The 26,437-nt window shown below is 43.4% G+C and carries 26 protein-coding genes and 1 tRNA gene; 22 read left to right on the forward strand and 5 right to left on the reverse strand.

The features are described from left to right. Nucleotides 1–38: 38 nt before the first annotated feature. From rlmD to eno, 5 genes are all read left to right on the forward strand, one after another. A complete protein-coding gene (rlmD, locus tag NI389_RS14175) occupies nucleotides 39–1,364 on the forward strand; it encodes a 23S rRNA (uracil(1939)-C(5))-methyltransferase RlmD (protein WP_308360504.1) in 1,326 nt (441 codons plus the stop codon). A gap of 5 nt (nucleotides 1,365–1,369) precedes the next feature. Beyond that, nucleotides 1,370–3,526, forward strand: coding sequence for a GTP diphosphokinase (relA, locus tag NI389_RS14180; RefSeq protein ID WP_308360505.1), 2,157 nt, complete (start codon nucleotides 1,370–1,372; stop codon nucleotides 3,524–3,526). A 29-nt stretch (nucleotides 3,527–3,555) separates the two neighbouring features. Then, nucleotides 3,556–4,341 carry a nucleoside triphosphate pyrophosphohydrolase gene (mazG, locus tag NI389_RS14185; protein ID WP_308360506.1) on the forward strand — a complete coding sequence of 262 codons (786 nt, stop codon included), beginning with the start codon at nucleotides 3,556–3,558 and terminating at the stop codon, nucleotides 4,339–4,341. 109 nt (nucleotides 4,342–4,450) lie between these two features. After that, nucleotides 4,451–6,085, forward strand: coding sequence for a CTP synthase (locus NI389_RS14190; protein WP_308360507.1), 1,635 nt, complete (start codon nucleotides 4,451–4,453; stop codon nucleotides 6,083–6,085). Between the two features lie 265 nt (nucleotides 6,086–6,350). Next, nucleotides 6,351–7,643 (forward strand): phosphopyruvate hydratase, encoded by a 1,293-nt coding sequence (gene eno, locus NI389_RS14195; protein ID WP_308360508.1) that lies wholly within the window; start codon nucleotides 6,351–6,353, stop codon nucleotides 7,641–7,643. 55 nt (nucleotides 7,644–7,698) lie between these two features. On the opposite strand, the gene mutH is transcribed toward eno, so the two are convergent. Beyond that, a complete protein-coding gene (mutH, locus tag NI389_RS14200; protein WP_308360509.1) occupies nucleotides 7,699–8,367 on the reverse strand; it encodes a DNA mismatch repair endonuclease MutH in 669 nt (222 codons plus the stop codon). A gap of 422 nt (nucleotides 8,368–8,789) precedes the next feature. Between mutH and rppH the strand changes: the two genes are divergently transcribed. The 10 genes from rppH to NI389_RS14250 all read left to right on the forward strand — a co-directional run bounded on the left by rppH (nucleotide 8,790) and on the right by NI389_RS14250 (nucleotide 17,403). Next, nucleotides 8,790–9,308 carry an RNA pyrophosphohydrolase gene (gene rppH, locus NI389_RS14205; protein ID WP_208842645.1) on the forward strand — a complete coding sequence of 173 codons (519 nt, stop codon included), beginning with the start codon at nucleotides 8,790–8,792 and terminating at the stop codon, nucleotides 9,306–9,308. A 53-nt stretch (nucleotides 9,309–9,361) separates the two neighbouring features. Further along, the gene (gene ptsP, locus NI389_RS14210; RefSeq protein WP_308360510.1) at nucleotides 9,362–11,641 is read left to right on the forward strand and encodes a phosphoenolpyruvate--protein phosphotransferase; all 2,280 of its coding nucleotides are present in this window, start codon (nucleotides 9,362–9,364) and stop codon (nucleotides 11,639–11,641) included. Between the two features lie 75 nt (nucleotides 11,642–11,716). Continuing rightward, nucleotides 11,717–12,523 (forward strand): sulfite exporter TauE/SafE family protein, encoded by an 807-nt coding sequence (locus tag NI389_RS14215; protein ID WP_308360511.1) that lies wholly within the window; start codon nucleotides 11,717–11,719, stop codon nucleotides 12,521–12,523. 9 nt (nucleotides 12,524–12,532) lie between these two features. Then, the gene (gene lgt, locus NI389_RS14220) at nucleotides 12,533–13,333 is read left to right on the forward strand and encodes a prolipoprotein diacylglyceryl transferase (protein WP_308360512.1); all 801 of its coding nucleotides are present in this window, start codon (nucleotides 12,533–12,535) and stop codon (nucleotides 13,331–13,333) included. A gap of 13 nt (nucleotides 13,334–13,346) precedes the next feature. Beyond that, entirely contained in the window at nucleotides 13,347–14,180 is an 834-nt protein-coding gene (locus NI389_RS14225) for a thymidylate synthase (RefSeq protein WP_308360513.1), read from the forward strand. Nucleotides 14,181–14,188: 8 nt separating this feature from the next. Next, entirely contained in the window at nucleotides 14,189–15,076 is an 888-nt protein-coding gene (gene galU, locus NI389_RS14230) for a UTP--glucose-1-phosphate uridylyltransferase GalU (protein ID WP_308360514.1), read from the forward strand. A gap of 252 nt (nucleotides 15,077–15,328) precedes the next feature. Further along, nucleotides 15,329–15,823 carry a FlgO family outer membrane protein gene (locus tag NI389_RS14235; RefSeq protein ID WP_308360515.1) on the forward strand — a complete coding sequence of 165 codons (495 nt, stop codon included), beginning with the start codon at nucleotides 15,329–15,331 and terminating at the stop codon, nucleotides 15,821–15,823. Between the two features lie 12 nt (nucleotides 15,824–15,835). Beyond that, nucleotides 15,836–16,507: a FlgO family outer membrane protein gene (locus NI389_RS14240; protein ID WP_308360516.1), complete on the forward strand. Its 672-nt coding sequence runs from the start codon at nucleotides 15,836–15,838 to the stop codon at nucleotides 16,505–16,507. Nucleotide 16,508: 1 nt separating this feature from the next. After that, the gene (locus NI389_RS14245) at nucleotides 16,509–17,156 is read left to right on the forward strand and encodes a FlgO family outer membrane protein (RefSeq protein WP_308360517.1); all 648 of its coding nucleotides are present in this window, start codon (nucleotides 16,509–16,511) and stop codon (nucleotides 17,154–17,156) included. A gap of 172 nt (nucleotides 17,157–17,328) precedes the next feature. Further along, nucleotides 17,329–17,403 (forward strand) — tRNA-Arg (locus NI389_RS14250). A gap of 362 nt (nucleotides 17,404–17,765) precedes the next feature. Here the strand turns inward: NI389_RS14250 and NI389_RS14255 are convergent. Continuing rightward, entirely contained in the window at nucleotides 17,766–18,992 is a 1,227-nt protein-coding gene (locus NI389_RS14255) for a flagellar assembly protein T N-terminal domain-containing protein (RefSeq protein ID WP_308360518.1), read from the reverse strand. Nucleotides 18,993–19,110: 118 nt separating this feature from the next. Here NI389_RS14255 and NI389_RS14260 point away from each other — a divergent pair, with 118 nt between their 5' ends. Continuing rightward, nucleotides 19,111–19,572, forward strand: a complete 462-nt coding sequence (locus NI389_RS14260) for an LPP20 family lipoprotein (RefSeq protein ID WP_308360519.1) — start codon at nucleotides 19,111–19,113, stop codon at nucleotides 19,570–19,572. A 279-nt stretch (nucleotides 19,573–19,851) separates the two neighbouring features. Here the strand turns inward: NI389_RS14260 and flgN are convergent, their stop codons facing one another. From flgN to flgA, 3 genes are all read right to left on the reverse strand, one after another. Beyond that, a complete protein-coding gene (gene flgN / locus NI389_RS14265; protein ID WP_308360520.1) occupies nucleotides 19,852–20,280 on the reverse strand; it encodes a flagellar export chaperone FlgN in 429 nt (142 codons plus the stop codon). Continuing rightward, nucleotides 20,273–20,599 (reverse strand): flagellar biosynthesis anti-sigma factor FlgM, encoded by a 327-nt coding sequence (gene flgM / locus NI389_RS14270; RefSeq protein ID WP_208842656.1) that lies wholly within the window; start codon nucleotides 20,597–20,599, stop codon nucleotides 20,273–20,275. The genes flgN and flgM overlap by 8 nt, the downstream gene beginning before the upstream one ends. 69 nt (nucleotides 20,600–20,668) lie before the next feature. Then, nucleotides 20,669–21,313, reverse strand: a complete 645-nt coding sequence (flgA, locus tag NI389_RS14275; protein WP_308360521.1) for a flagellar basal body P-ring formation chaperone FlgA — start codon at nucleotides 21,311–21,313, stop codon at nucleotides 20,669–20,671. Between the two features lie 207 nt (nucleotides 21,314–21,520). Here flgA and NI389_RS14280 point away from each other — a divergent pair, with 207 nt between their 5' ends. From NI389_RS14280 to flgE, 6 genes are all read left to right on the forward strand, one after another. After that, on the forward strand, nucleotides 21,521–22,456 hold the full coding sequence (locus NI389_RS14280; RefSeq protein WP_308360522.1) for a chemotaxis protein CheV: 936 nt from the start codon (nucleotides 21,521–21,523) through the stop codon (nucleotides 22,454–22,456). Nucleotides 22,457–22,473: 17 nt separating this feature from the next. Next, entirely contained in the window at nucleotides 22,474–23,307 is an 834-nt protein-coding gene (locus NI389_RS14285) for a CheR family methyltransferase (protein WP_308360523.1), read from the forward strand. A 136-nt stretch (nucleotides 23,308–23,443) separates the two neighbouring features. Further along, the gene (flgB, locus tag NI389_RS14290) at nucleotides 23,444–23,854 is read left to right on the forward strand and encodes a flagellar basal body rod protein FlgB (protein WP_208842659.1); all 411 of its coding nucleotides are present in this window, start codon (nucleotides 23,444–23,446) and stop codon (nucleotides 23,852–23,854) included. 2 nt (nucleotides 23,855–23,856) lie between these two features. Further along, nucleotides 23,857–24,291: a flagellar basal body rod protein FlgC gene (gene flgC / locus NI389_RS14295; protein WP_308360524.1), complete on the forward strand. Its 435-nt coding sequence runs from the start codon at nucleotides 23,857–23,859 to the stop codon at nucleotides 24,289–24,291. Between the two features lie 10 nt (nucleotides 24,292–24,301). Further along, nucleotides 24,302–24,991, forward strand: a complete 690-nt coding sequence (locus NI389_RS14300; protein WP_308360525.1) for a flagellar hook assembly protein FlgD — start codon at nucleotides 24,302–24,304, stop codon at nucleotides 24,989–24,991. A gap of 36 nt (nucleotides 24,992–25,027) precedes the next feature. Continuing rightward, a complete protein-coding gene (gene flgE, locus NI389_RS14305) occupies nucleotides 25,028–26,362 on the forward strand; it encodes a flagellar hook protein FlgE (RefSeq protein ID WP_308360526.1) in 1,335 nt (444 codons plus the stop codon). The last annotated feature ends 75 nt before the right edge of the window (nucleotides 26,363–26,437 follow it).

Here is a 26,437-nt window from a genome sequence, read left to right on the forward strand (position 1 = left end):
CACTTAGAGATGGTTAAGCAATGCTAAGGGGCAATTCCATGGCGCAGTTTTTCCGCGCGAGTAAAAAAGCATCTACACAAAAAGTCATGACCTTAACGGTTACAGGGTGTGATCATCAAGGTCGAGGCGTAGCCCGGCATGATGGCAAAGTGTGGTTTATTGATGGTGCGCTAAAATCTGAAACGGTCAAAGCGGAGGCTTACCAAAACAAAAGTAAGTTCGTCGAAGCTAAAACGGTTAAAGTATTAGAAGCAAGCCAACAACGTGTTCAGCCATTTTGTGCTGACTTCGAGCGTTGTGGTGGATGCCAATTACAACATCAGCACATTGATGGGCAAGTCACGGATAAACAAGAAGCGGTTGCCGCTCTTTTTAGCAAATTTTGCCGTTTGACAGAGCTACCTTGGCAAACTCCTATTTTAAGTGAAGCTCAGCATTATCGACGTAGCGCAAGGCTTGCCTGTTTTCACGACAAAGATTCCGACACATTACAAGTTGGATTTCGTGAAAAAGGGTCAAAGCGTATTGTGCCAATCCAGTATTGTCATGTGTTGACGGAACCCTTTGCGGATGTGGCGAGCAAAATTCGAGACGCTTTAAATAAGCATGCCCAACTCAAATCCGTCAGCCATGTGCAATTGAGTGATGCCGACAATGGCCGCTTTGTTTTACTCCGCCATTTAAAATCGATTTCATCAGAGCATAAAACTCAGTTTGAACAACAAATTGGCAGTGATGAATGGCATTTCATTTGGCAAGGGCCAAAGGATGAGGTTTCAGAATTATCCTATCCTTTACCTGAATATCGATTAGAGAAGCTCGGTTTGGCGTTCCAGTACAAGCTTGATAACTTTGTTCAAGTTAATGCCAAAGTTAATGAGGCTATGATAGAACAAGCGCTTAGTTGGCTTAACCTGTCCCCAGATGACATCGTGCTTGACTTATTTTCAGGGATAGGAAATTTCTCTTTAGCGGCTGCAAAATGTGCAAATGAAGTAATTGGAGTGGAAGGGGTTCAGTCTTCTGTTGCAATGGCTACGCAAAATGCGCACACTAACTCGGTTGCTAATGCAGAATTTCACTGCGCTGATTTAACTCAAAATCTCGTCAATGCACCTTGGTTTAAATCGAATGCGAATGTGTTGATATTGGACCCATCGCGCGTTGGTGCGGAAGAAATTCTGAAACAGCTACCACTTAAGCAGTTTGACCGTGTTTTATATGTCTCTTGTGATCCGGTAACTCTAGCTCGTGATAGCGCCGTTATATTAGCCGCAAAGTTTGAATTAACCCGAGTCGGGTTAATGAATATGTTCCCACACACGGGGCATATCGAGAGTATGGCACTGTTTCAAAGGAGGTAAGCTAAATGGTTGCAACTCGCCAATCCCATCAACAAGAACACCCGGTCGATTTCGATTCGAGGGTAGCCTTATTAGCATTGTCTGATGACAAAGTGGCGTATCTGCAACGTGCAAAATCCTTTTGCCCAGAAGACAGTGAAGACCTTCTGACAACTGCTATTGAAATGGTGGAAATCCTCGCCTCGTTAAATTTCGATGCTGAGTCGCTTGGTGCCGCATACCTCACACCCTACTACTTGAAGGGTAAACTCGATACTGAGAAGTTAAAGGAAGCATTTGGCAACAATCTGGTACTTTTGCTCGAGGGCGTAGATCAAATGGCAACCATTAGTACCCTCGCTCATCATCAAGGTAAGGGGGCTGTTCAGGTTGATAATATCCGTCGCATGCTGTTGGCGATGGTTGAAGATGTACGTGCCGTTGTAATCAAATTGGCAGAGCAAATCTGTTATTTACGTGCGGTGAAAAACGCGCAAGAAGAAGAGCGAGTTATCGCGGCAAAGGCGACTGCCAATATCTTTGCGCCACTGGCTAATCGTTTAGGGATTGGTCAATTAAAGTGGGAGCTGGAAGATCTTTCTTTCCGGTACTTGCATCCAGAAAAATATAAAAGCATTGCAAAGCAGTTAGCGGATAAGCGTTTAGACCGTGAAGCCTATATGGAAAACATGGTGAATCTGGTGTCTGAAAAATTAAAAGACGCAGGTATTGAAGCGCAAGTTTATGGGCGTCCGAAACACATCTACAGTATTTATAAAAAGATGGCGCAAAAGCATTACGAATTCGACCAACTTTTCGACATACGAGCGATGCGGGTTGTTGTGAACGAAATTCAAGATTGTTACGCCGCGCTTGGGATAGTGCACACCAGTTGGCGTCACCTGAACAAGGAGTTCGATGACTATATTGCGACGCCGAAGCAAAATGGTTATCAATCGATCCACACCGTAGTATTTGGGCCCGAAGGCAAAACCGTCGAAATTCAAATTCGAACTGAAGCGATGCATCGAGATGCGGAGCTCGGTGTTGCTGCACATTGGATCTATAAAGAGGGGTCGTTGCCTGGGCGAGGCTCAGGTTATGAACAAAAAATTAGCTGGTTGCGCAAACTACTGCAATGGCAAGAAGAAGTGGTCGACGGCAGTGAGCTGGCGGAAGAACTTAAAAACCAAGTGGTGGAAGACCGTGTATACGTGTTTACGCCCAAAGGCGATATATTCGATTTGCCGTTAGGTTCAACACCGCTGGATTTTGCATACTACATTCATTCTAATGTGGGACACCGCTGCATTGGGGCAAAAGTGTTTGGCAAAATTGTGCCATTTACTTATCAATTATCGACCGGTGATCAAATTGAGATCCTAACGCAAAAACAACCGAATCCAAGCCGTGATTGGTTGAACCCATCCTTAGGCTACGTGAAGTCGTCTCGGGCAAGAGCCAAAATACACAGTTGGTTTAAGCTTCAAGATCGCGATAAAAATCTGCAGGCAGGAAAAGAGATACTTGATGCTCATTTGCAAAAATTGGATCTGACTTACAAAGATTTAGACCCTGCCATTGATCGATTTAACTTCCGTGAGCTAGATGATTTGTTAGTGGCGATAGGTGCAGGCGATGTACGGATTAATCAACTGCTTAATTTTGTCCAAGATAAACCCAAAGATGAGCTGCCAGTAAAATTTAAAGCACCGACAACGCGAAAAGGCGATAAAAATGCGGTTGTTGTCGATGGCGTAGGTACGTTGATGAGCCACATGGCAAAATGTTGTCAGCCGCTACCAGGAGATGACATTGTTGGCTATATCACTCAAGGGCGAGGTATTGCTGTTCATCGTAGTGATTGTGACTCCTTTGCCCATATTACGGATTTGCATCCAGAGCGGGTAATCGCAGTGAGTTGGGCGGATGACGTCAAGTCGTCCTACAGTTTGACGTTACGTATCGAAGCGCAGGACCGCCAAGGTTTGATTCGTGACATCAGTTCGACGCTTGCGAATGAGAAAGTCAACATCAACAACATGAATGTTCAAACGCACGATGACCGACAATTGGCCATTTTTGTCATGCAAGTTGAAGTCGGAGATTTGTCTGCGATGAATCGTTTGTTAGTCAAATTACACCAAATTGAAGGTGTGTTTGAAGCAAAACGTCAATTGTAAACGTCGAAGTAAAGCAAGGTAGACGGACGATGGAAAATATCACAAAGTTACTCGATATCATGCAAACGTTACGTGATCCTGAACAGGGTTGTGATTGGGATAAAAAACAAACGTTTGACTCTATCGTACCGCATACGCTTGAGGAAGCACATGAAGTCGCGCATGCCATTGAGCAACAAGATTGGGTAAATGTAAAAGACGAATTGGGTGACTTGTTGTTCCAAATCGTTTTTTATGCGCAATTGGGTAAAGAAGCTGGTTTGTTTAACTTTTCGGACGTCGTTGACAACCTGAATCGAAAATTAGTTCGTCGTCATCCTCATGTCTTTGAACATCAAAAAACGCTAACTGAAACTGAATTGTCCATGCAATGGGACGCCATCAAGCAACAAGAAAAAGTGGGACAGAGCGCTCAATTTGGTGATGATGTATTGTCCTCGTTACCAGCGCTTACGCGAGCACAAAAAATTCAGCGTCGCGCCGCCGCACTGGGCTTTGACTGGCCAACGTATGAAGGAGCGCTAGACAAAGTGAAAGAAGAGGTGGATGAGGTAGAGGAAGCGATGAATGTTGATCCTTATTCCGCGCACAGTGGAGAAGAAATCGGTGATTTGCTTTTTGCAACCGTCAATGTTGCAAGGCACGGTGGATTTAACGCCGAGCAACTCCTTCGAAAAGCCACCGAAAAATTTATTGGTCGTTTTCAGCAGGTCGAATCAGTCTTAGAAACTCAAGGAAAAGCGCTCAATACCGCATCGCTACAGGAGATGGATGAAGTGTGGGAGCAAATTAAAGCAGCCCACAAATCAGTATGAAAAGGAGGTAGGACAAGATTTAGCTGGATTGCCCCTCTGGCTTTTGCTAAAATGTGATCCCGTCTTGATTCTAAATTATTTCCACTTTTCCTGATATTCTAGGGTTCGCATGAGTACTAAATTTATCTTCGTAACAGGCGGGGTTGTATCCTCTTTGGGTAAAGGTATTGCAGCTGCATCGTTGGCGGCAATTCTTGAAGCACGTGGTTTACGCGTCACAATTCTTAAATTGGACCCATATATCAACGTTGATCCTGGCACAATGAGCCCTATTCAACATGGTGAAGTTTTCGTAACCGAAGACGGTGCAGAAACTGACCTAGATCTTGGTCACTACGAGCGTTTTATCCGCACTAAGATGACAAAACGCAATAACTTCACTCAAGGTCGTGTCTTTGAAGATGTATTGCGTCGCGAACGTCGCGGTGAATACCTAGGTGCGACAATTCAAGTTATTCCTCATATTACAAACGACATCAAACGCCGTGTACTTGAAGGTGCTGAAGGACATGATGTCGCCATCGTTGAAATTGGTGGTACAGTTGGTGATATCGAATCGCAACCGTTTTTGGAAGCAATCCGTCAACTAGGTACGGAAATTGGTCGTGAACGTGCGCTTTTCATGCACTTGACGTTGGTTCCTTTCCTTGGCGCTGCAGGCGAAGTTAAAACGAAGCCAACGCAACACTCGGTGAAAGAATTACGTTCAATCGGTATTCAACCAGATATTCTTATCTGTCGTTCAGATCGCAAATTACCAAACAACGAGCGTGCGAAAATTGCACTTTTCACTAATGTGGAAGAAAAAGCGGTTATTTCACTGCCTGACGTTGACAGCATTTATAAGATCCCAGCACTTCTTAAATCACAAGAGTTGGATTCTTTAGTGTGTCGTCGTTTCTATCTTGAGTGCCCAGAAGCTGATTTATCTGAGTGGGAACAAGTACTATACCAAGAGTCAAACCCAACAGGTGAAGTGACGATCGGTATGGTCGGCAAATACATTGAATTGCCTGATGCGTATAAATCAGTGAATGAAGCGCTTAAGCACGCAGGGTTGAAAAACCGCCTTACAGTTAATATTCAATATGTTGATTCGCAAGATATTGAGAGCAAAGGTACGGAAGTTCTTGCTAACTTGGACGCAATTTTGGTTCCGGGCGGTTTCGGTAGCCGTGGTGTCGAAGGCAAAATTATTGCAGCTAAGTATGCTCGTGAAAATAAAATTCCATACCTTGGTATCTGTCTAGGTATGCAAGTTGCGTTAATTGAATACGCACGAAATGTTGCAGGTCTTGACGGTGCAAATTCAACCGAGTTTGATAACAAATCAGCGCATCCTGTTGTTGGTTTGATCACGGAATGGTTGGATTCAGAAGGCAATGTGGAAACACGTGATGAGCAATCGGATCTTGGTGGCACAATGCGTTTAGGTGCGCAAAAATGTTACTTAAAAGATGGCTCTAAAGTACGCGAAGTTTACGGCAATGAAGAGATCGTTGAGCGTCACCGTCATCGTTACGAAGTGAACAATCATTATGTGCCGAAACTTGAAGATGCAGGACTTGCGTTTACGGGTCTTTCGGAAGATAAGAAACTGGTTGAAATCATCGAGAACAAAGACCATCCATGGTTTATTGCGGTGCAATTCCACCCGGAATTCACTTCCACGCCACGTGATGGACATCCGCTGTTTGAAAGCTTTGTTGCTGCTGCTCACAGTCACCAAAAAGCATCATCATAAAGAAAAGCCGTGCCTATGCACGGCTTTTTTGTCGCTAAACTGTGGCCAGTTTAACGACAAAAAAGTCGAACAGGACGTTGCGTTAGTAAGTATTGCGATAATGAGTGCACAAACGCGCTTAAGTTTCATTGCTGTGTGAAATGAGTCAGCTATTTCTCCTTCGAATGGCTAATAGCTTTTGCGTTTTTGCTGCGACATACTCGGCACTCGTTAAGGCAATGGTTATTTAATGACACTCACCATTTTGGGAATAAGAGGAATCAAGATGTCAAAAATCGTTAAAGTGATTGGTCGTGAAGTTATGGACTCGCGCGGTAACCCGACTGTTGAAGCTGAAGTTTTCTTGGAATCTGGCGCTTGGGGACGCGCTTGTGCTCCATCAGGTGCTTCAACAGGTACTCGTGAAGCGTTAGAACTTCGCGATGGCGACAAATCACGTTACCTAGGTAAAGGTGTATTAACAGCGGTAAATTACGTAAACAACGAAATCGCCAATGCACTTATCGGTAAAGATGCACTTGCACAACGTGACGTTGACCAAGTAATGATCGATCTAGACGGTACTGAAAATAAAGAAAAATTTGGTGCGAACGCGATTCTTGCTGTTTCTCTAGCGAACGCGAAAGCGGCAGCACAAGCAAAAGGTGTCGCACTTTACGAACATATCGCAGACATCAATGGAACGTCTGGTAAATTCTCAATGCCAGTACCTATGATGAACATCATCAACGGTGGTGAGCATGCAGACAACAACGTTGATATTCAAGAGTTTATGATCCAGCCAGTTGGCGCGAAAAGTTTCCGTGAAGCACTACGTATGGGCGCAGAGATCTTCCACAGCTTGAAGAAAGTATTAAGTGCACGTGGCCTAAATACAGCAGTAGGTGATGAAGGTGGTTTTGCGCCAGATCTTAAGTCAAACGAAGAAGCGCTAGAAGTCATTGTTGAAGCGGTTAAAGCAGCGGGCTACGAGATGGATAAAGACATCACGTTGGCGCTTGACTGTGCATCATCAGAATTCTACCACGATGGTAAATATGACCTTAAAGGCGAAGGCAAAGCATTCGACTCAGAGGGTTTTGCGGACTTCTTAGCTGACTTAGCTGCACGTTACCCAATCGTTTCAATCGAAGACGGTTTGGACGAAAGTGACTGGGCGGGTTGGAAAATCCTAACAGACAAAATTGGCCACAAAGTACAATTAGTGGGTGATGACTTATTCGTGACTAACACGAAGATTCTAACGCGTGGTATTGAAGAGAACATCGGTAACTCTATCCTTATCAAGTTTAACCAAATCGGTTCATTGTCAGAAACACTAGATGCAATCAAAATGGCACAAGATGCTGGTTTCACTGCGGTCATTTCTCACCGTTCAGGCGAAACAGAAGATGCTACGATTGCGGATCTTGCGGTGGGTACAGCGGCTGGTCAAATTAAGACCGGTTCACTTTGCCGTTCAGACCGTGTAGCTAAGTACAACCAGTTACTACGTATCGAAGAAGCACTTGGTGAAAAAGCACTTTACAAAGGTCGCTCTGAAATCAAAGGTCAATAAGACTGAATGAAAAAGCCAGACACCCGTCTGGCTTTTTACTTTAGGCATCCAGCTTTTAAGCGCCAAATTGCGATTTTAATATGTTCGCGGTGAATTGTGTTTTTAAGTAAAAGCCTCGAGGCAATGTTTTGATGACCTTTCCGTCAGGGCCAATTGCATCCGTAAGCGCTTTACTGTTAGCCGCTTTGGGCCGGATCTGCATAACTTCCCCTAAATGACCGTTGATTTCTTCAACTCGACCCAACGCAATTAACTCCAGTTGTTCTTCCCAATCACGTCTTATCGCCGCTTCCTGCGTTACGGATGGCTTCCAAAGAAATCCACTTCCAATAGTACGGTCGATAGGCGCGATATCCCTCTCGGCAAGAATAGGTAACCACAAGACATGGGAAAGCTTATGACGAACGACGGAGTCTTCCCATTGAAGCCCCGTTACATCAATCAGCGGTACTATTGAGACGTAGGTCGTTTCGAGCGGTTTACCACTGTAACCAATGGGCAAGGTTTTAAGCTCGATACCGAGTAATTCAAAATCAGGAACAGGCTTTGAACCCGCGGATGCACCAAGAACATACTCAACTAATTGACCCATCCAACCCTTTTCTTTGAGTAGATTTTCTGGAACCTTAAATTGGTAATGATGCGCAATTTCTCCTAGTGTAAGGCCGGCGATAGCATCGACGCGCTGCATTAATTCGGCCGTTGTTTTTGGTGGAGAAAGCATATCGGCTCACTGAAATCAAAAACGCTATTCTAAGAATTGACAAAGAAGCTGTCAAAAGGGATGTGTGTTGGTGTTTTTTTGTTCTGCTTTTAATTTGCGTGTTTTTTGAACGTTCATGAATGTGGCTTTAATGGCTATACCATTGATAATAAAGGGTAAAATAAATTAACGGTCAATTTGGGTAGAGTTGTTTTTATTCGCTTTCTGGATAAATACAGATATATAAACATCATTATCCACAGTTTCTGTGGAGAAATACGGTTTTTTATAAAGTGATTGTGGATTTGTTTGTTAAATAGCCGTGTTTTTTAAAACTTATGCACAACTTGTGGGTAACTTGCGGAAAAATCCCAATAGTATTTGCTGTGTTTAAGAAGATATGGAACAATCATTTAAAATCGACTTACAAATGAGGCACTAAGGTGATTGATGCCGAAGGTTTTCGTGCCAATGTCGGGATTGTAATTTGCAATAATCAGGGTCAGGTATTTTGGGCTAGACGTTATGGCCAACACTCCTGGCAATTTCCACAAGGTGGTGTGGACGAAGGGGAAACCCCAGAGCAAACCATGTACAGAGAACTTCGCGAAGAAGTTGGTTTGCATCCAGAAGATGTTGAAATTGTAGCGAGTTCAAAACATTGGTTGCGCTACAAATTACCAAAGAGATTGATCCGACGAGATTCAAGCCCGGTCTGTATTGGCCAGAAGCAAAAATGGTTTTTACTAAAACTTCGTTGTAAAGACGAAGATGTAAATTTACTCCATACGCATCATCCAGAGTTTGATGATTGGCGATGGGTTAGTTATTGGTATCCAGTCAGACAAGTGGTGTCTTTTAAACGTGACGTTTATCGACGCGTGATGAAAGAGTTTGCTCCATTTGCTATGCCATTTAATAAAAGAGAGCCCGCAAAGGAAAATTGGCGCCCAAAACGATAGCGAGTAATGTTAATAGGCGTTTATGACTTTGCTTTTCACAACAGGAGAGGATTGTGCTTGCAACGTTAAGAACAATTGCAGAAGCGGTTGCTCAAGAGCCATCGCTAGATGCGGCCTTGAATCGTTTTGTAAGCATGGTCAAAGAGGCAATGCAGACTGAGTGCTGCTCCATCTATTTTGCGGATTATAGCCAAGATAATTTTATTTTGATGGCGACGAACGGTCTGAATCCAAGTGCCGTCGGGACATTTCGCATGGGCTTTACAGAAGGTCTTGTAGGTCTTGTAGCTCAGCGTGAAGAGCCAATCAATGTGGCGTATGCGCAAGCTCATCCGCGCTTTAAACTCTCTCCAGAAGTCAACGAAGAAGGCTACAATGCCTTTTTATCCGTGCCCGTTGTGCACCAACGTAAAGTGCTGGGGGTCATCGTTGTTCAGCAAAAAGCGGCAAGGGTGTTTAGCCATGATGAAGAATCATTTCTAATTACCTTGTCTGCGCAACTTGCCTCGCAGTTAGCTAATATTGAGCTTAAAGAGGTGTTGAGACAAAGCGACTCAACCCATCAAACGTCTATGCTCAAAGGGGTTGCAAGTGCACCGGGTATTGCCATTGGTGAAGGTTTTGTGGTTTTACCCAAACTTGAGTTTTCAAGTATTGAGCTGCAAAAAAGTGACGATACAGAAAGTCAGCGAAAAAAATTCCTTCAAGCTGTCTCTGCCACTCGCCATGAATTTCATGTGTTAGCGAATACGTTAAGCGACACTATTCCCAAAGAAGCATTGGCCGTTTTTGAGGTTTATCAACAGCTTCTAGATGCAAGAAGTTTAGGTCAGCGTGTTGAAGCAGAATTACAAGCGGGTTGGAATGCCAAGTCAGCACTAAAACTGGTTATTGAACGATTGGTGTCGCAATTTAGTGCCATGCAGGACCCGTACATTAAAGAACGGGCAATAGACATCAAAGACATTGGTCTCCGTGTCTTACATCATTTAGTTAGTACGGAACAAGCCGTTAAGCCTTACCCTGAAAAAACCATTCTGATTGCGCACACGTTGACGCCATCGATGTTGGCTGAAGTGCCCAAGGAAAATTTAGTTGGGGTTGTAAGTATTAATGGTGCGGCGAATTCGCATGCCTCAATTCTTACACGAGCGATGGCCATCCCGGCGATTTGGGGGATTGAAGACTTACCGCTATTGCAATTTGATGGCAAGAAGTTGATTTTGGATGCCTATGCAGGCCGCGTTTACATCTCACCCTCTGAAGCGCTGGTACGTGAGTACCTTCACCTTAAACATCAAGATAGCTTATTGCACGATAAGTTTGAGGCGGAACACGACCTACCTGCGGTAACAAAAGATGGCGAGCATATCAGTTTATTGCTCAATGCTGGTTTAGACTTAAACACCGAGCAAATTAACGCCAAGCTTTGTGATGGCGTTGGACTTTATCGGACAGAAGCTTGGTTTATGCAAAAAGGGCAGTTCCCTTCGCAAAAAGAGCAAGAAGAATGGTATCGCGAAGTACTGACTCGTCATCACCCTGATCCCGTGGTTATGCGAACATTGGATATAGGTGGTGACAAAGTACTGGATTATTTTGATATTCAAGAAGACAACCCGTTTTTAGGCTGGCGTGGGATTCGTGTGTCTCTTGATCACCCTGAACTTTTTCTAGATCAACTTAAAGCCATGCTCAAGGCCAATGCGGGCTTGGGCAATTTGCGTATTATGTTGCCAATGGTCAGTCATACCGAAGAAGTTGAAGAAGCGTTGGCTTTACTAGAGCAAGCGTATTTTGAACTGCAAGAAGAATGGGCTGATCAGTTTTATGATCTTGAGCGACCCGAGATCGGCGTAATGTTGGAAGTTCCATCGAGTGTTTTCCTATTGCCTGAGTGGGCCGAAAAAGTTGATTTTTGTTCGGTTGGTAGTAATGATTTAACGCAATACTTACTTGCGGTCGATAGGGCAAATGCTAAGGTTGCTGAGTTATTCGATCCATACCACCCGAGCGTTTTACGTGTATTGGCAAAAATAGCAAAAGATTGTCAAAAATTTGAATTGCCGTTTAGTTTGTGTGGAGAGCTAGGGGGTGAGCCAGAAGGGGCTATTCTGTTGGTTGCTATGGGATATCGTCGCTTAAGCATGAACTTTTCTTCGCTCAATAAAGTGAAGTGGGTGCTAAGACGGTTGCAGGTGGTTGACATGGAAAATCTACTCGAAGCTTGTTTGGCACAATCCTCAGCCAAGCAAGTACATCGATTGTTGAAACAGTTTATGATTGAACAGCAGTTCAGTGAATTGTTGTATACCCAAAAAGGCAAAGTTTAAGTTTATACGTGATTAGCCAGAAGCCATGGGGCTAAGCGTGATACACTCTAACAATAATAATTCGAAAAGTACTACATGATCACATCTTTAACACTGTTTGGTTTATGTGCAGTCCTAGGTTCCGCTGTTGGCTTTTTAGCAGGATTACTCGGTATTGGTGGTGGCCTAATTATCGTACCCGTATTGACCAGTCTTTTGCTTTGGTTAAAGGTTGTGCCGGACACAAGTGTTATGCTAGTAGCAATAGCCACGTCTCTTGCCAGTATTTTGTTTACTTCTACCTCTTCAGCTCTAGCTCATCATAAAAATAACAATATTCCGTGGCATATTGCACCTTGGGTTATGGGGGGCGTCGCACTTGGCGCGCTCCTTAGTAGCTTTTTTGCCGCATTGCTACCCGAAGACTACGTTCGCTTTATTTTTGGGATTAGCGTGCTACTTATTGCTTATCGCATGTTGTACTCCAAAGAAAAGGCAGAGGAGTCAGTTACGCTGCCCAAAGGACCTTTGCTTTCAAGCATTACCGCATTGATGGGGGCATTATCTGCAATGATCGGCATAGGTGGTGGAGCACTCATCGTGCCGCTTCTGAGCCATTTTTCAATTGATATGAAAAAAGCCATTGGCTGTGCGTCTGCTTGTGGCATTGTAATTGCGCTGTTTGGTTCTGTTGGATATATCACCTCAGGGTGGCATGTTTTCGAATTGTCAGCGGGTTTTATCGGTTTTATATATCTCCCAGCGTTGTTTGGTGTAGTTTCAACGTCTTGGTTTATGGCTCCAATTGGAGCAAAAGCTACGCATCATTTACCTGTTAAGGTAATAAAACGTGTTTTCGCAGGATTACTTGTGATTATCGCAATCAAAATGTTAATGAGTTAAGGATATTTGATGGCTTGGCAATTTCCGGAAATTGACCCTGTAATCTTCAGTGTAGGGCCTTTGAGCGTTCGCTGGTATGGATTAATGTACCTAATCGGCTTTGTCTTTGCGATGTGGTATGCCAATAAAGAGGCTGAAAAACCAGGAAGTACTTGGACTAAAGAGCAAGTTAGTGACTTACTGTTCTATGGCATGCTTGGGGTTATTCTAGGTGGGCGTATCGGTTATGTACTGTTTTATCAGTTTAACTATTTCATTGAAAACCCCTTGTATCTCTTCCGGGTTGATCAAGGTGGTATGTCGTTTCACGGCGGAGCGCTCGGTGTAATTACTGCGGTGTTGGTTTTCGCATGGCGAACTAAAAAGTCGATTTTAAGCGTGGGGGATTTTGTCGTGCCTCTCGTGCCTGTTGGCTTATTTGCAGGCCGCATTGGCAACTTTATAAATGGGGAGCTTTGGGGGCGCGCAACGGACGTGCCGTGGGCTATGATTTTTCCAACGGGCGGCCCAATAGCACGGCATCCATCACAACTGTATGAAGCGTTTCTAGAAGGTCTAGTCTTGTTCCTTATGCTCCTTTGGTTCAAACAACGTGCTCGTCCAGCCGGAGCATTGTCTGGTTTATTCTTGTTTGGATACGGTATCTTTAGATTTTGTGTGGAATACTTCCGTGAACCAGATGCCCACATTGGGTTGTACGGTGGTATAATTTCTCAAGGTCAAATATTATCGTTGCCGATGGTTTTTGCTGGAATTGGGTTGATGGTGTGGGCGTATCGCTCAAAACGTCAAGAGAGCCAAGCGCAATAGGTGTAAAAGAACAATGAAGCAATACTTAGAATTGATGCGCCATGTGAAAGAAACTGGTGTGAAGAAAGAAGACAGAACGGGAACTGGCACAATTAGCGTATTTGGATATCAAATGCGTTTTAATTTACAAGAGGGTTTTCCGTTAGTGACCACCAAAAAGTGTCACTTGAAATCAATTGTTCATGAGTTGCTTTGGTTCTTGAAAGGCGAAACGAACATTGAGTATCTTAAGCAACATGGTGTGAGCATTTGGGACGGTTGGGCAACTGAAGATGGTGAACTCGGTCCTGTTTATGGGGCTCAGTGGCGCTCTTGGGTTGGTGCAAACGGTGAAGTGATTGATCAAATTACCGATGTCGTTGAGCAAATTAAAACAAATCCAGATTCTCGACGTTTGATAGTGAGTGCTTGGAACCCCGCGTTATTGCCAGATACTACCTACTCACCGAAAGAAAATGCCGCAATGGGCAAGCAAGCGTTGCCTCCATGCCACACGTTATTTCAGTTTTATGTGTTAGATGGCAAATTATCGTGTCAACTTTACCAGCGTAGCGCAGACATCTTCCTTGGTGTGCCGTTTAACATTGCAAGCTATGCGTTATTGACCATGATGATAGCGCAAGTATGTGATTTGGACGTGGGTGATTTTGTCCATACCTTTGGTGATGCGCATTTGTATTTAAACCATATGGAACAAGTGGATGAGCAATTGTCACGTACGCCATTTGCGAAGCCGACGATGAAAATTAACCCGGCGGTTAAGTCGATATTCGATTTTAAATTTGAAGATTTTGAATTAGTGGATTATCAAGCACATCCACACATTAAAGCCCCTGTCGCAATCTAGGAGAAAGAATGAAAGCGGTGATACCAGTTGCAGGACTTGGCACAAGAATGTTGCCAGCAACAAAAGCAATTCCTAAGGAAATGTTACCGATAGTTGATAAGCCGTTGATTCAATACGTTGTTAATGAAGCTGTGGCTGCGGGCATTAAAGAAATCGTTCTTGTAACGCATTCAAGTAAGAATTCCATTGAAAACCACTTCGATACCAGCTTTGAATTGGAAGCGACGCTTGAAAAGCGTGTTAAGCGTCAATTACTGAAAGAAGTACAAAGTATTTGTCCAAAAGGCGTAACGCTTATTCACGTTCGCCAAGGTGAAGCTAAAGGGTTAGGTCATGCTATCAATTGTGCAGGTCCCGTGATAGGGAACTCTCCATTTGTTGTGCTTCTGCCAGACGTACTGATTGATGAAGCCGCGAGCGACCTAAAGAAAGACAACTTAGCTGAGATGGTTGCTCGTTTTAAAGAAACGGGTGCAAGTCAAATCATGGTAGAGCCAGTGGCTCAATCCGATGTCGATAAGTTTGGTATCGTTGATATTGGTGATGTAAAGCTAAAAGCAGGTGAAAGTGCGGACTTACAATCAATGATAGAAAAACCTCACGTTGATGAAGCACCGTCAAACCTAGCTGTAGTGGGTCGTTACGTTTTAAGTCAAAATATTTGGTCATTGTTTGATAAGACGCCGTTAGGAGCAGGAGATGAAATCCAGCTGACGGATGCAATTGCCATGTTAATGAAGCAAGAACCGGTTCAAGCTTATGCCATGAAAGGCAAAAGCCATGATTGTGGCAGTAAGCTGGGTTATCTGTGTGCCAATGTTGAGTATGCGCTTCGACGTGAAGAATTTGCGTCTGAGCTAAAAGCCCACATAGCGAAGTTACTCGAAGCCAACTAAATTTTGTTGACTTGTCGAGTCTCAATTTGGTGGCTTGACTAAAATCAGAGAAAGTTGATGTGCTTTTGAAAGTGCATCAACTTTTTTATTTGGCCTGAAAATTGCTTTTGAAATACAAAGTATCTGAGATGGCCCGTTATGAAATCACGTCAGTTCAATTTTGGCATAGTCTTACTAGTAATATGCTTACTTGGGGGATGTGCTAAGAATCAAACCAAAGTTCCTACGAGAGATCCGGTGGTAACGCCTAAAATGTCTCACTATGACTTACATCAGTATATTGGCGCGCTGGCAAGTCAATTAGGTGATATGACAATTCCGGTTAAGGCAAATGAACGCATTGCGGTCACAAGCTTCCTACTTGCCAATGCTCTGGAGAGCAAAGCAGCGTCCGGTCCGGGACAAGGGTTAAGTCAACAAATCCAAGAGAGTTTGATCACGTACTTTACGCAGATGGGTTACCAGACGACGGAGTATAGGTTAGAAAACGCTATTGTTTTGCATCCATCGGCCGATACAATTCTTAGTAGAGATGTGAATAAACTAAAAACGCGTCAAAATATCGACTATGTCATAACCGGGACGCTAACCGAACAGCAGCATGCGTATATTGTTAATGCCCGTGTAACCAGTCTTGTTGATGGCTTAAACATGTCTGCTGCAACGATCGAAATACCAAAAAATGTAATGTGGACCAATGAAAAAGTTCAAATGCGTGAAGGCACGCTTTATCGGACTGAATATTAGGCGGAGAAAGAGATGAAACACATTTTGTTAGGATTAACTTTGCCCTTATTCATGATGGGCTGTGCGGCATTGCAAGCGAATAACCAGTTAACCTCTAATGCTGATCAAACAGGTACCTTTGAAGGTGTAAGAGAAATTGCATCCCCAACAAGCAATTTTCAAAATATGGCCGTGAAAAAACAGGCGCTACAAGTCAACTCGACTCGTTCTGGTAAAAACATCAATCACTATATCAAAAGCATAATGCAAGATTTAGTGACAAATCTGCAATACGTGAATCAGAAAACACCAATCGCCGTGGCAAGTTTTGTCTATCTAGATGCGGATTTTAATACCACCACATTACTTGGTAATCAAATTGCTGAAGGGTTTGTACACGAGCTGCATCAGTTTGGTGTGCCCGTAGTGGACTTTAAAACAACCGATTACATGAGAGTCACGGAGCAAGGCGACTTTGTATTCAGTCGAGATTATTTAGAATTGAGCCAAGATATGCCATTTCAATATGTTATGGCAGGCACGCTTGTCAATCATCAAGATGGCGTGTTAGTCAATGCACGTATAGTTGGGATAAATAGCAAAGCGGTCGTTGGCACTGCCCAAGGCTTTATTCCTCAGAAAGTAATCGACGAGTTAAACTCAAAAGATGAGCTTGATGGTGTGATGTTGAAGCGAGGCATGTAATATGAAAAAGTTACTTGTTGCATTGATTTTGCCGAGCTTGACAGGTTGCCTGTCAACTATCGTTAATATTGACAATCAACCTCAATCGACGACTCCTTCTGTGATGACTATGCAACCGACGGTTGTTGATAATGCAGAAATGCCCATAGCTGCAGACATGGAAGGAGATTCACTTGAAGAGGCTCGGGAACAATATGTGTTTTCACCGAGCAAACATCATAAACAATTGAATGATTATGTTGAGCAACTAGCGCTTTCCTTGTCAGACTCATTAATGGTATCTGAAACGCCGACGATTGCAGTGTCGTCATTTGTTGAACTGAACCACTCATTGCAGTCGACAAATCAGCTGGGTAATCAACTGTCTGAAGGGTTACTTCAAGCGCTACAGCGATTTGGTTTTGTTACTATTGATTTTAAAGTAATGGATAACATAAAAGTTGCTGGTGAAGGGGATTTCAGTTTTTCTCGTTCGCTTGATGAACTCAATAAAAATCTAAGTGCGGATCATGTGTTGTCCGGCTCGTTGATATATCGACAACAAGGCGTCGAAATTCAGGCTAGAGTCGTGAATTTGAAGAGCAAAGCGCTCGCCGCGAGTGCTCGTACGGTTGTACCATACTACGTATTACAAGATATCCATCTTTAAAAATAAGGCCAAATCGAAATTTGGCCTTATTTAATTGTCTGAGTTTAATAAAATAAATGACACGCTTTGTTACCTATCCTCTATCCCAAAAATTATTTGTTCGCCATTAATTTATTGAATTTTTAAGACTTCACTATTTTTACGGTTACGTTATAGAATTGAGTGACTCGTTGGCCCCGTAGTTAAATGGATATAACAACCCCCTCCTAAGGGGTAGTTACAGGTTCGATTCCTGTCGGGGCTGCCAGTGAAATCAAAGTATAAAGTCCCTTTTTATTTTCTATCTACGTTTTATGTAAAGTATCTATGTAGCCCACTCAAATCTACTTTGAATGAACAAGTTTATTTGGCTCACTATAAATAATGGAATTTGCATGATGCTGAAGGAAAGATTTTCGATAGATAGCGCGTAAACGGTATAAGCAATTAGAGTGCCGCCGAGGCAAACACATTATCTTAAAACACTTTATGTTTATACTATATGCGTAACAGTAATCTAATGGATTGCAACTGCGGTGTCTTTCGTTGTTAGGCTAGTTTCAAAATTAGTCTGTAGTGCAACAAACAGCAGGGTTAGACGCAGCATATATCAATGAAAGGGTTAAGGTCTTATTCAAACCCAAAACCAAAACCATCATCTTCTGCGGTTTCAATTACAATAATGTCATTAAGTTGAATGTTGCTAAGAGGGCGCTTGTCGATGTTTTCAACTATGGCACTTTGTTGGTTAACTTGCACTACGCGCAGTTGATTTATCGTTTGGATACCAAAGCTGTATCGTTTGCCTGCATTGTCGCTCAAATCACTACGGTGCGCGATAGACATGAGTTGGCCTTCTTTGACTCCATGCGTTAGCCCGAGATTAACGACCAGCCGGTTACCATCAATGTGCAAAATTTTCCCCTTCGTTGGTAAACATGACACCGCGGTTGAAAGGTCATAACTTACTTTGTTAAAGACTTCTTGGATCTTATCGCCATAATCACTGCGCCAAAACTGGTTGCTGTTTACGTCAACGAGTTGAGTCTTTTTGAAAGGCCAAGTCCCCTCAGTGGTATAATACTGTTGCCAGAGTGGTTCCATAGTGAGGGCGTCAAAGAGCGCAAAGTTGGCCTTAAAGCTGCGCTTGTATGAATCATCTTCCCAAAATGCATAATCGCTATTTTGTTGTTCGCCGTCAGCAATATCGGTTATTTGACTGAAGATAACGAATTGGCTGTTAGTCCGTGTCGCAATTTCTTCAATCAGCCCATTTTTGTAGTCAAATTGTTGGCTAAAAAAGGGTTTTACGTTGATAGGGGCGGCTATATATGGCACTGGTTTTACCGCCATATTTCGGCTATTCAAGGTTTCGAATAAGCGTCGGGATGCCGCTTCAGGTAAATCGTATATTTGCCCCATTCGCGCTTGTTGCGGTTGTAAAAGTTGGCTTCGGGTTACTGCAACCTGCTTGTTAAATTTGGATTGCTTGCACTGGCTATGCGTTGCAAAAATATCTAAATGCAACGTGACGGAAAATTGACCGGATTCTTGACGTTCTTCAATTAAGTTGATTTGCTGAACTTCACCGTGCGACTTAATTTTTACTTGATCTTGAGAGAGCACGCCGTCAGCAATCGTTTGTACACTGCTGACTGACGCGCCAGAAAAAATGAGCGCTTGACGTACGGCATCTTTAATTGCTGCATGTCGTGCTTTTGCAATGTCACCATCGTCAATCACGGCGTATCCGGTAGATTCAAACCATTCTGCTTGCGACTCAAATGCAACACCTAGCCCAACAAGAAAGCAACAAGCTTTTAGCGCGGCTGTATATTGGCGGGTTTGTGTTTGCATAACGAGTCTCCAACATTCGTCTGTGAATATAGATGATCAAAGCAAAGCTTGTGCCACAGTTTTGTGGCGCACTTTTTGCTTTGAAGTTATAGCATTCAGTTTATGGTGGAGAACGCACATGAGCAAACTAAATCTTCTTTGTGCGCTGTGCGCAGCACTTTTGTTGACAGCGTGTAGCACATTTTTCGATAAGCACATCGAATATGGTTATGTAGAACCAGATAATTATCCTGTGTTAAAGGGGATTGGATACGCACCTTTGAGCACTCAGCCAGGCGATTCAGAGACAGAAAAAATGTTGATGGCAATTAAAGCATCAAAGCTTGAAGCATTTCGGGAATTAGCTGAGCAGGTGTACGGTCACAAAGTGGCCTCTAATTTAACTGTTCAGGGAGCCGTCGCTCAGAATGATCAGTTACAAGGTCAAGTACAAGGAATTATCCGTGGAGCGAAGGTGGTAAAGGCTTACGCCGTAGGCGATGTGTACACCACAGAAGTCGAACTAGATATGAAACGCGTTTTTGATCTTTATATCACGGAAATAAAGCCTCGTAAGGTAAAACGAGTAACTTATTACTAGTTGTGAAAACACTCGTGTGAGCCATTCGTTTCGGTGTGGTACTTAGCAAACTGATGCTGTTGCTCGGACAATTGCGCGTTGAAACCACTTTAAATGAAGTGGTTTTGTGTTTTTAGAAATAAAAGAGGGCGTTACTTGTCACATATAACGCCTCCTAAGTTGACTTTTTCCGTCTTCAATTTAAGTGCACGCGGCATAAAGAGAGTGGGATCGATTATTCAAGAGCTGAAAAGAAAAAAGAGGCAGCGCCTCTTTTTTTCGTAAAATGGATTTGAACCTTTAAGCTTTGATGTTGCGAACTAAGCCTGAGTCACTTGTTCTTACGCTGCCACCTTGGTCATAAGTGACAGAGGTTGGAGTACCTATGAGAATTTCTTTCATCTGTTGAACACTCAGTTGCGCTTGGCGAGCAGCCTGTGCGTTCACTTCATTTTTATGCTGGCACAATTCGAGTTGTTTGCGAATCGACGCAATTTTGCTTACAACGTCGGACGAGTTCAGTGTCTCCTCACCAAAAGTTGCAATTTCTTTGTCGAGCTTTTGCACTGCGTTGACTAACGTTAATTTTGTACGCGCAAGATCTTTAAGACCGTCGCCACTTTTGCTCGCGAGCGTATCAAGCTCTTTATCGAGCACCTCAAGCAACGATTCTAACTGCGTTGCTTGTTGGCTTAACTTTTGTAGACACAGTGCAGTTTGATCAGCCATACACGTCAAACTCGAATGCGGCGATGTTCTTCGCTAGCTTCTCGGTATCGATTTGATACTTACCTTCGCTAATCGCCTTTTTCAGTTCTTCAACTTTTTTGCTGTCAAAGCCTGGCGACTGCTGTGCCTTTTCATGCACCGTCTTAAGTTGCTGCGCTTGCGGCGTTAAACTGACCGAATCGCTAACTGTTTTGGTTGTCGCAGGTGCTGTAGGCGCACTTCCGCGATTTGCGTCTTGTCTTTGCAGATCAAGCTTTTGCTGCTTCGCATTATTTAGGACGCCCGTATTGGTTTGTCCATTATTAATGTTGTTGACCATGATTTCTAATCCAGATTACCCAGCTTGACTTTAATATCGGCCGCGGTTTATATAACTTTAGCAAATTTTTTAAAGATTGACCTCAACAGATTCAACGCCACTCACTCTTACTCGTAAGACTTTGCCAGAGTTCACATTTTCGACTCGAATCAGCTCACCTAAATTGCCGTCTTCCAAAGCAAGACCGGAAGTCCTAATGGATAAATTACTCTGATTTGCTGAAATTGTCACCTTGTCTCCTTTACAAACCATGCAAATTTGCGCAGAAGTAATGGGCATGCCCTCAGAAATCGTACGTTTGCTGCGACTGCCGATTAAAGGGTCGATAGTTTCATAATAGTTGGCGCGAATGTATTGTTTTGGCCGGAATTCAACTTGAATAGCGTTCTTGCCGATAATTTCGCCTCGAGCAATGGACGTAGAAGCCACAACCATTGGTAGCATTTCTTCGATACGAACATGGACATACTGGGACCAACTTATTGAATCATTGCACTTAAGTTGTACGGTAACCTGCCGATTAAAGGGAGGGACACTTGGTGTCGATAATTCTAAAGAATCATTACAGACTTTGTCCGAGTTCCTAAATTCGAGCGGCATGGCTCGGATTTCGATACGTTTTTCAGGATCCGCTTCTATCTGATTGGCGATGAATTGTTCAGCTTGTTGTTCAAGTGTTTCCGGACTATAGGTTTTGGCGTAACCTTGTGTCATTATTGAAAAACTCGCAAAAAAATAAATTAGCTGTGACCGACCGCTTTTTTTTAACACACTCATATTGTTTCGACTATGCTTATTGGGTGAAACAAGGTATAAAGATTTTGCGTCAAATGTCTGACGCCAGCAACAATAATCTTTACACATTCAAGTATGTGAAAGCAAAGTCCGTTCCGGCGCAGTGAGTTAAGGTAGGAGAAAGAGATGGCAGGTATTTTAGATTCAGTAAACCAGCGGACTCAACTAGTAGGCCAAAACCGCCTCGAGCTGTTACTGTTTCGGCTCAAAGGCCGCCAGCGTTTTGGTATCAACGTATTTAAAGTACGTGAAGTCTTGCAATGTCCTCCATTAACCAATATGCCGAAAAGCAACCCGTACGTACGTGGTGTTGCGCACATTCGGGGCCAAACTATTTCGGTGATCGATATGTCTTTGGCTGTTGGTGGACCTCCGATTGAAAATATCAAAGACTGTTTCATTATTATCGCTGAGTACAATCGTTCTGTGCAGGGCTTTTTAGTTGGTGCAGTAGAGCGTATTGTGAACATGAACTGGGAAAAGATTATGCCGCCGCCCTCTGGCGCAGGTCGTTACTCTTACCTGACAGCGGTAACAGAGATAGAAAATGAGCTCGTGGAAATTCTCGATGTTGAAAAGATCCTCAATGAAATTTGCCCTGTTGCAACCGAAGTCTCAGCTGATATTGTATCTGACGGTGAAATGCAAAAAGATTTGGGTGAACGTATCGTGTTTATTGCTGACGACTCAGCGGTCGCACGTAACCAAGTTAAGCGAGCACTCGAACCTTTAGGAGTGCAGACTGAAACGGCAAAAAATGGCCGAGAGGCGCTCGTTCGATTACGTGAAATCGCACGAGACGATTGCCGTACGGGTGATATTACCGAGCGTGTTGGTTTATTAATTTCAGATGTAGAAATGCCAGAAATGGACGGGTATACATTAACAGCGGAAGTTAAGGCAGATCCCAAGCTTGCGTCGTTACATGTTATACTCCATACCTCTTTGAGCGGTGTATTTAATCAGGCCATGATCGAAAAAGTCGGCGCAGACGACTTTATCGCGAAATTTAACCCTGATGAACTAGCATCAGCTGTGAAGAAATGGGTCCATTGTGATTAGTTAATGGCGGTAATACGTTGGAAAATAAGCATTTAGAACAAAGCGAATACGATCAATTTAGAACCTTTTTAGAGCAACAATGCGGGATCGTATTAGGTGACAATAAATTGTACCTAGTAAAAAGCCGTCTAGCACCGCTAATGGCTCGATTTAACGTTGATTCGCTCTCGCAATTGGTCTCGAAAACGCTCAGTCCACATGAACGTCAGTTACGTGCTGCTGTTGTTGATGCGATGACAACAAACGAAACATTGTGGTTTCGCGATCAGTATCCGTTTGAACTTTTGAAGACGAAAATATTTCCTGAATTTTCGGATTTAAGACGACCTATTAAAATTTGGTCCGCAGCGAGTTCTTCAGGACAGGAGCCATATTCTATTGCCATGTCGGCAAGCGAATATCAGTCCAAACAACCTGGTTCGTTGAAAATGGGTGTCCAAATTACGGGCACTGATATTTCTAATACTATGTTGGATATGTGCAAAAATGCAGAGTACGACTCTCTTGCATTGGCGCGAGGCCTATCTGTTGAAAGACGTCAAAAATTTTTCACGGATAGTGGCAATGGTATGGCAAAAGTTGTGGAGCCGATCCGTAGAATGGTCAGTTACCGCCACTTAAACTTATTAGATTCATACGCTTTACTCGGTAAGTTTGACGTTATATTTTGCCGAAATGTGCTTATCTATTTCTCTCCTGAAGTTAAAGCGAAAATTATTTCTCAGTTTGCACAGTCATTAAATCCGAAAGGCTACCTATTTTTAGGTGCTTCGGAATCGATGGCAGGACTCAGCAATGAGTTTGACATGCTGCGATGTAATCCTGGTATTATCTATCAGAAAAAGTCGTAAAACCTGAAAGGGCAAATGATTGCCCTTTTCATGCACTCCAGATATCTCCTCGTTAATAAAACCTTTTCATAGACACTAAAATTTTTGGCCTACAAATTGCTTGTAGTATTACAAGTCAAAATTTTGGAGTTGTGATATGGCAATTAGTTTCGATAAAGCTTTGGGTGTTCATCCCCATGCCATGTTGATCCGCTCTCAACGTGCTGAGTTGCTAGCAAGCAACATCGCCAATGCGGATACCCCCGGCTATAAAGCAAAAGACATCGACTTCGCGGCGGCAATGAAACAAGCCCAATCAGCGCAGGAAGGTGGCAATCATTTGCAACGTACGGATTCACGTCATTTACATGGCAAATCACAACTCGTCGGCAATACAGAATTATATCGCTCGCCAAATCAAGCAGATACAGGCGATGGTAACTCTGTGGATGTACAAGTGGAACGAAACTTGTATATGCAAAATGCATTAGAATATCAGGCCAGTTTGCAATTCTTATCCGGTAAGTTTTCGGGACTTAAGAAAGCGCTAGGTGGTCAAGGAGCATAATCATGAGTTTGTATAACGTTTTCGATATCGCAGCAACGGGAATGAGTGCGCAGAATATTCGCCTTAACACCACTGCGAGTAACATTTCGAACGCAAACAGCATTAGCTCGAGCCAAGATAAGGTTTACCGTGCTCGCCACCCAGTATTTGCTGCTGAGTTAAATAAAGCGGCAACAATGCAGCGAGGCAATGAAGTCGGCTCATCTGTTGGCGTAAAAGTATTGGGTATTGTTGAGAGTGATAAACCTCTGCAAATCGAATATAACCCAAATCATCCAAGTGCTGATGAAAATGGTTATATCTATAAACCGAACGTGAACGTGGTTGAAGAAATGGCAAACATGATTTCAGCATCCCGCTCATACCAAACAAATGTTCAAGTAGCTGATGCCGCTAAGCAGATGCTAACGAAAACATTGCAACTTGGACAAAGGTAAGGAGTAGGGCATGGCTAGTTCTGTAGACTCAACGGCAAGCAGTACCTATATGGATTCACTGCGTTGGCAAGATAACAAAGTGCCAACGTCAGATAAAAAAAGCGATGCATTAACGCAAGAAGATTTCTTTGCGTTACTGACACAACAGCTGTCTTTCCAAGATCCGAGTAAGCCTGCGGATAACGACCAAATGATTGCTCAAATGACGTCGTTTACTATGGCGGAAGGTATTTCGAATTTAAATGCAAAATTTGACTCGTTAAGTGCGTCCATGACCTCAAACTCAGCCCTTCAAGCGTCAACATTGGTGGGCAAAAAAGCACTGATGGAATCAGACAAAATTGAGTTAGGTGCGGAAGGTACAGGAAAAGGTTCAATCGTCGTTGAAAAACCAGTAGAGCAACTGACCATGAGTATTTACGACGAGTCAGGACAACTCGTTCGTCAAATAGACTATGGTGCTAAATCGGCTGGAGCTATCCGTTTTGAGTGGGACGGCAAAGATAAAGACGGCAACCGAGTTGCTGCGGGTGAGTACAAGATTAAGGCGGAAGGTAATATGGCAGGGCAGTTTACTACCTTACCGGTCGCAACATTTAAGAATATCGACAGTGTCAACATCAACGGGTCTTCAGGAATTATCGTGAATACTAGTGTAGGTGCTGTGAAATTAACTGATATTGCAGAAATATCTGGCTAACTGTTCTGCAACGCAAATGATATTAGAGGTGAGTGTATGAGTTTTAATATTGCATTAACTGGTTTGGCGGCAGCTCAGAAAGATCTGGATGTCACGGCAAATAACATTGCCAACGTGAATACGACTGGCTTTAAAGAATCTCGTGCTGAATTTGCTGATGTGTATGCAGCATCCGTGTTCAGCTCGGGCAAAACAAAAAATGGTGATGGTGCACAAACAACAATGGTTGCACAGCAATTTCACCAAGGTTCGTTAAAGTTTACACAAAATTCGTTAGATCTGGCGATTACAGGCGAAGGTTATTTTGCAATGGCTGAAGAGTTTGGTTCGCAAGATTACACGTATACGCGTTCGGGTGCCTTCAAACTTAATAAAGATAACTTTATTGTGGATGCGCAAGGTAACTTTTTACAAGGTTTCCCTGTAGACCCTGCAACTGGCGATACCACGTCGGTTAGTTTAAGTACATCGTCAGCGCTGCAAATTCCAGACGCGTCTGGTTCACCTCGCGCAACAGCTACAGTCTATTCATCGTTCAATTTGGACTCTCGTTCGCAAGTACCGACAATCCCATTTGACCCAACTCAATCGGCCTCTTATAACTCGTCAACGTCAACGACGATTTATGACTCTCTGGGTCAACCACACGTGACACAGTTGTTCTTCAGAAAATCGGCTGCAAATACGTGGCAAGTGTTTGGTACGTTAGATAGCACTCGTTTTGATGCGAATGGTTCGCCAATTGCGACAGGTACACCTGCAACACCAATTTCCACGTTTACTTTTGATGCGAGTGGTCTGCCATTTCAAACCAATGGTACAGGAAATACGGGTTCTACGTTTAATCCGTTGACGCTTACTAATACTAACTTATCAACGATTCTAACGAACGGTGCAACGTTCCCTACAAACGTAACGGTGAACTGGCGTGATGAGGCAAATACAACCAATAAGCTGCCTACTCAGTATGCAAGCCGCTTTGAAGTTAAAGCGCTAGAACAAGATGGTGCGACAGTAGGTCGTTTATCAGGTATCGACATCGGCACTGACGGTAAAGTGGTTGCTTCCTACAGTAACGGTGATTCAACGTTCTTAGGTCAGGTTGCGATGGTTCGCTTTTCCAACTCGCAAGGTCTACAACCAGTCGGAAACACGGCGTGGAAGAAAAGTCTGACCTCAGGTGAGCCAATAGCGGGCGAACCAGGTTCTGGTACTTTAGGTTCAATTAACTCTTCAGCGCTTGAGCAGTCTAACGTCAACCTGACAAACGAGTTAGTCGACTTGATTAGTGCACAGCGTAACTTCCAAGCAAACTCAAGAGCGCTGGAAGTTAACTCAACATTGCAGCAAAGTATTCTACAAATCCGTTAATTCGGAAATACCCAGCAAGCCGCCGACAGGCGGCTTTTTTCTTCTTACATCATTAATTTTATCCGTTATTCTATC

Origin of the sequence: Pseudoalteromonas xiamenensis (assembly GCF_030994125.1) — a bacterium.
Taxonomy (GTDB): Bacteria; Pseudomonadota; Gammaproteobacteria; order Enterobacterales; family Alteromonadaceae; genus Pseudoalteromonas; species Pseudoalteromonas xiamenensis_B.

Bases quoted from the DNA above. Each gene is read 5' to 3' on its own strand.
- rlmD (WP_308360504.1), top strand. From the start codon at position 39: ATGGCGCAGTTTTTCCGCGCGAGTAAAAAAGCATCTACACAAAAAGTC.
- relA (WP_308360505.1), top strand. From the start codon at position 1,370: ATGGTTGCAACTCGCCAATCCCATCAACAAGAACACCCGGTCGATTTC.
- mazG (WP_308360506.1), top strand. From the start codon at position 3,556: ATGGAAAATATCACAAAGTTACTCGATATCATGCAAACGTTACGTGAT.
- NI389_RS14190 (WP_308360507.1), top strand. From the start codon at position 4,451: ATGAGTACTAAATTTATCTTCGTAACAGGCGGGGTTGTATCCTCTTTG.
- eno (WP_308360508.1), top strand. From the start codon at position 6,351: ATGTCAAAAATCGTTAAAGTGATTGGTCGTGAAGTTATGGACTCGCGC.
- mutH (WP_308360509.1), bottom strand. From the start codon at position 8,367: ATGCTTTCTCCACCAAAAACAACGGCCGAATTAATGCAGCGCGTCGAT.
- NI389_RS14215 (WP_308360511.1), top strand. From the start codon at position 11,717: ATGATCACATCTTTAACACTGTTTGGTTTATGTGCAGTCCTAGGTTCC.
- lgt (WP_308360512.1), top strand. From the start codon at position 12,533: ATGGCTTGGCAATTTCCGGAAATTGACCCTGTAATCTTCAGTGTAGGG.
- NI389_RS14225 (WP_308360513.1), top strand. From the start codon at position 13,347: ATGAAGCAATACTTAGAATTGATGCGCCATGTGAAAGAAACTGGTGTG.
- galU (WP_308360514.1), top strand. From the start codon at position 14,189: ATGAAAGCGGTGATACCAGTTGCAGGACTTGGCACAAGAATGTTGCCA.
- NI389_RS14235 (WP_308360515.1), top strand. From the start codon at position 15,329: ATGTCTCACTATGACTTACATCAGTATATTGGCGCGCTGGCAAGTCAA.
- NI389_RS14240 (WP_308360516.1), top strand. From the start codon at position 15,836: ATGAAACACATTTTGTTAGGATTAACTTTGCCCTTATTCATGATGGGC.
- NI389_RS14245 (WP_308360517.1), top strand. From the start codon at position 16,509: ATGAAAAAGTTACTTGTTGCATTGATTTTGCCGAGCTTGACAGGTTGC.
- NI389_RS14255 (WP_308360518.1), bottom strand. From the start codon at position 18,992: ATGCAAACACAAACCCGCCAATATACAGCCGCGCTAAAAGCTTGTTGC.
- NI389_RS14260 (WP_308360519.1), top strand. From the start codon at position 19,111: ATGAGCAAACTAAATCTTCTTTGTGCGCTGTGCGCAGCACTTTTGTTG.
- flgN (WP_308360520.1), bottom strand. From the start codon at position 20,280: ATGGCTGATCAAACTGCACTGTGTCTACAAAAGTTAAGCCAACAAGCA.
- flgM (WP_208842656.1), bottom strand. From the start codon at position 20,599: ATGGTCAACAACATTAATAATGGACAAACCAATACGGGCGTCCTAAAT.
- flgA (WP_308360521.1), bottom strand. From the start codon at position 21,313: ATGACACAAGGTTACGCCAAAACCTATAGTCCGGAAACACTTGAACAA.
- NI389_RS14280 (WP_308360522.1), top strand. From the start codon at position 21,521: ATGGCAGGTATTTTAGATTCAGTAAACCAGCGGACTCAACTAGTAGGC.
- flgB (WP_208842659.1), top strand. From the start codon at position 23,444: ATGGCAATTAGTTTCGATAAAGCTTTGGGTGTTCATCCCCATGCCATG.
- flgC (WP_308360524.1), top strand. From the start codon at position 23,857: ATGAGTTTGTATAACGTTTTCGATATCGCAGCAACGGGAATGAGTGCG.
- NI389_RS14300 (WP_308360525.1), top strand. From the start codon at position 24,302: ATGGCTAGTTCTGTAGACTCAACGGCAAGCAGTACCTATATGGATTCA.
- flgE (WP_308360526.1), top strand. From the start codon at position 25,028: ATGAGTTTTAATATTGCATTAACTGGTTTGGCGGCAGCTCAGAAAGAT.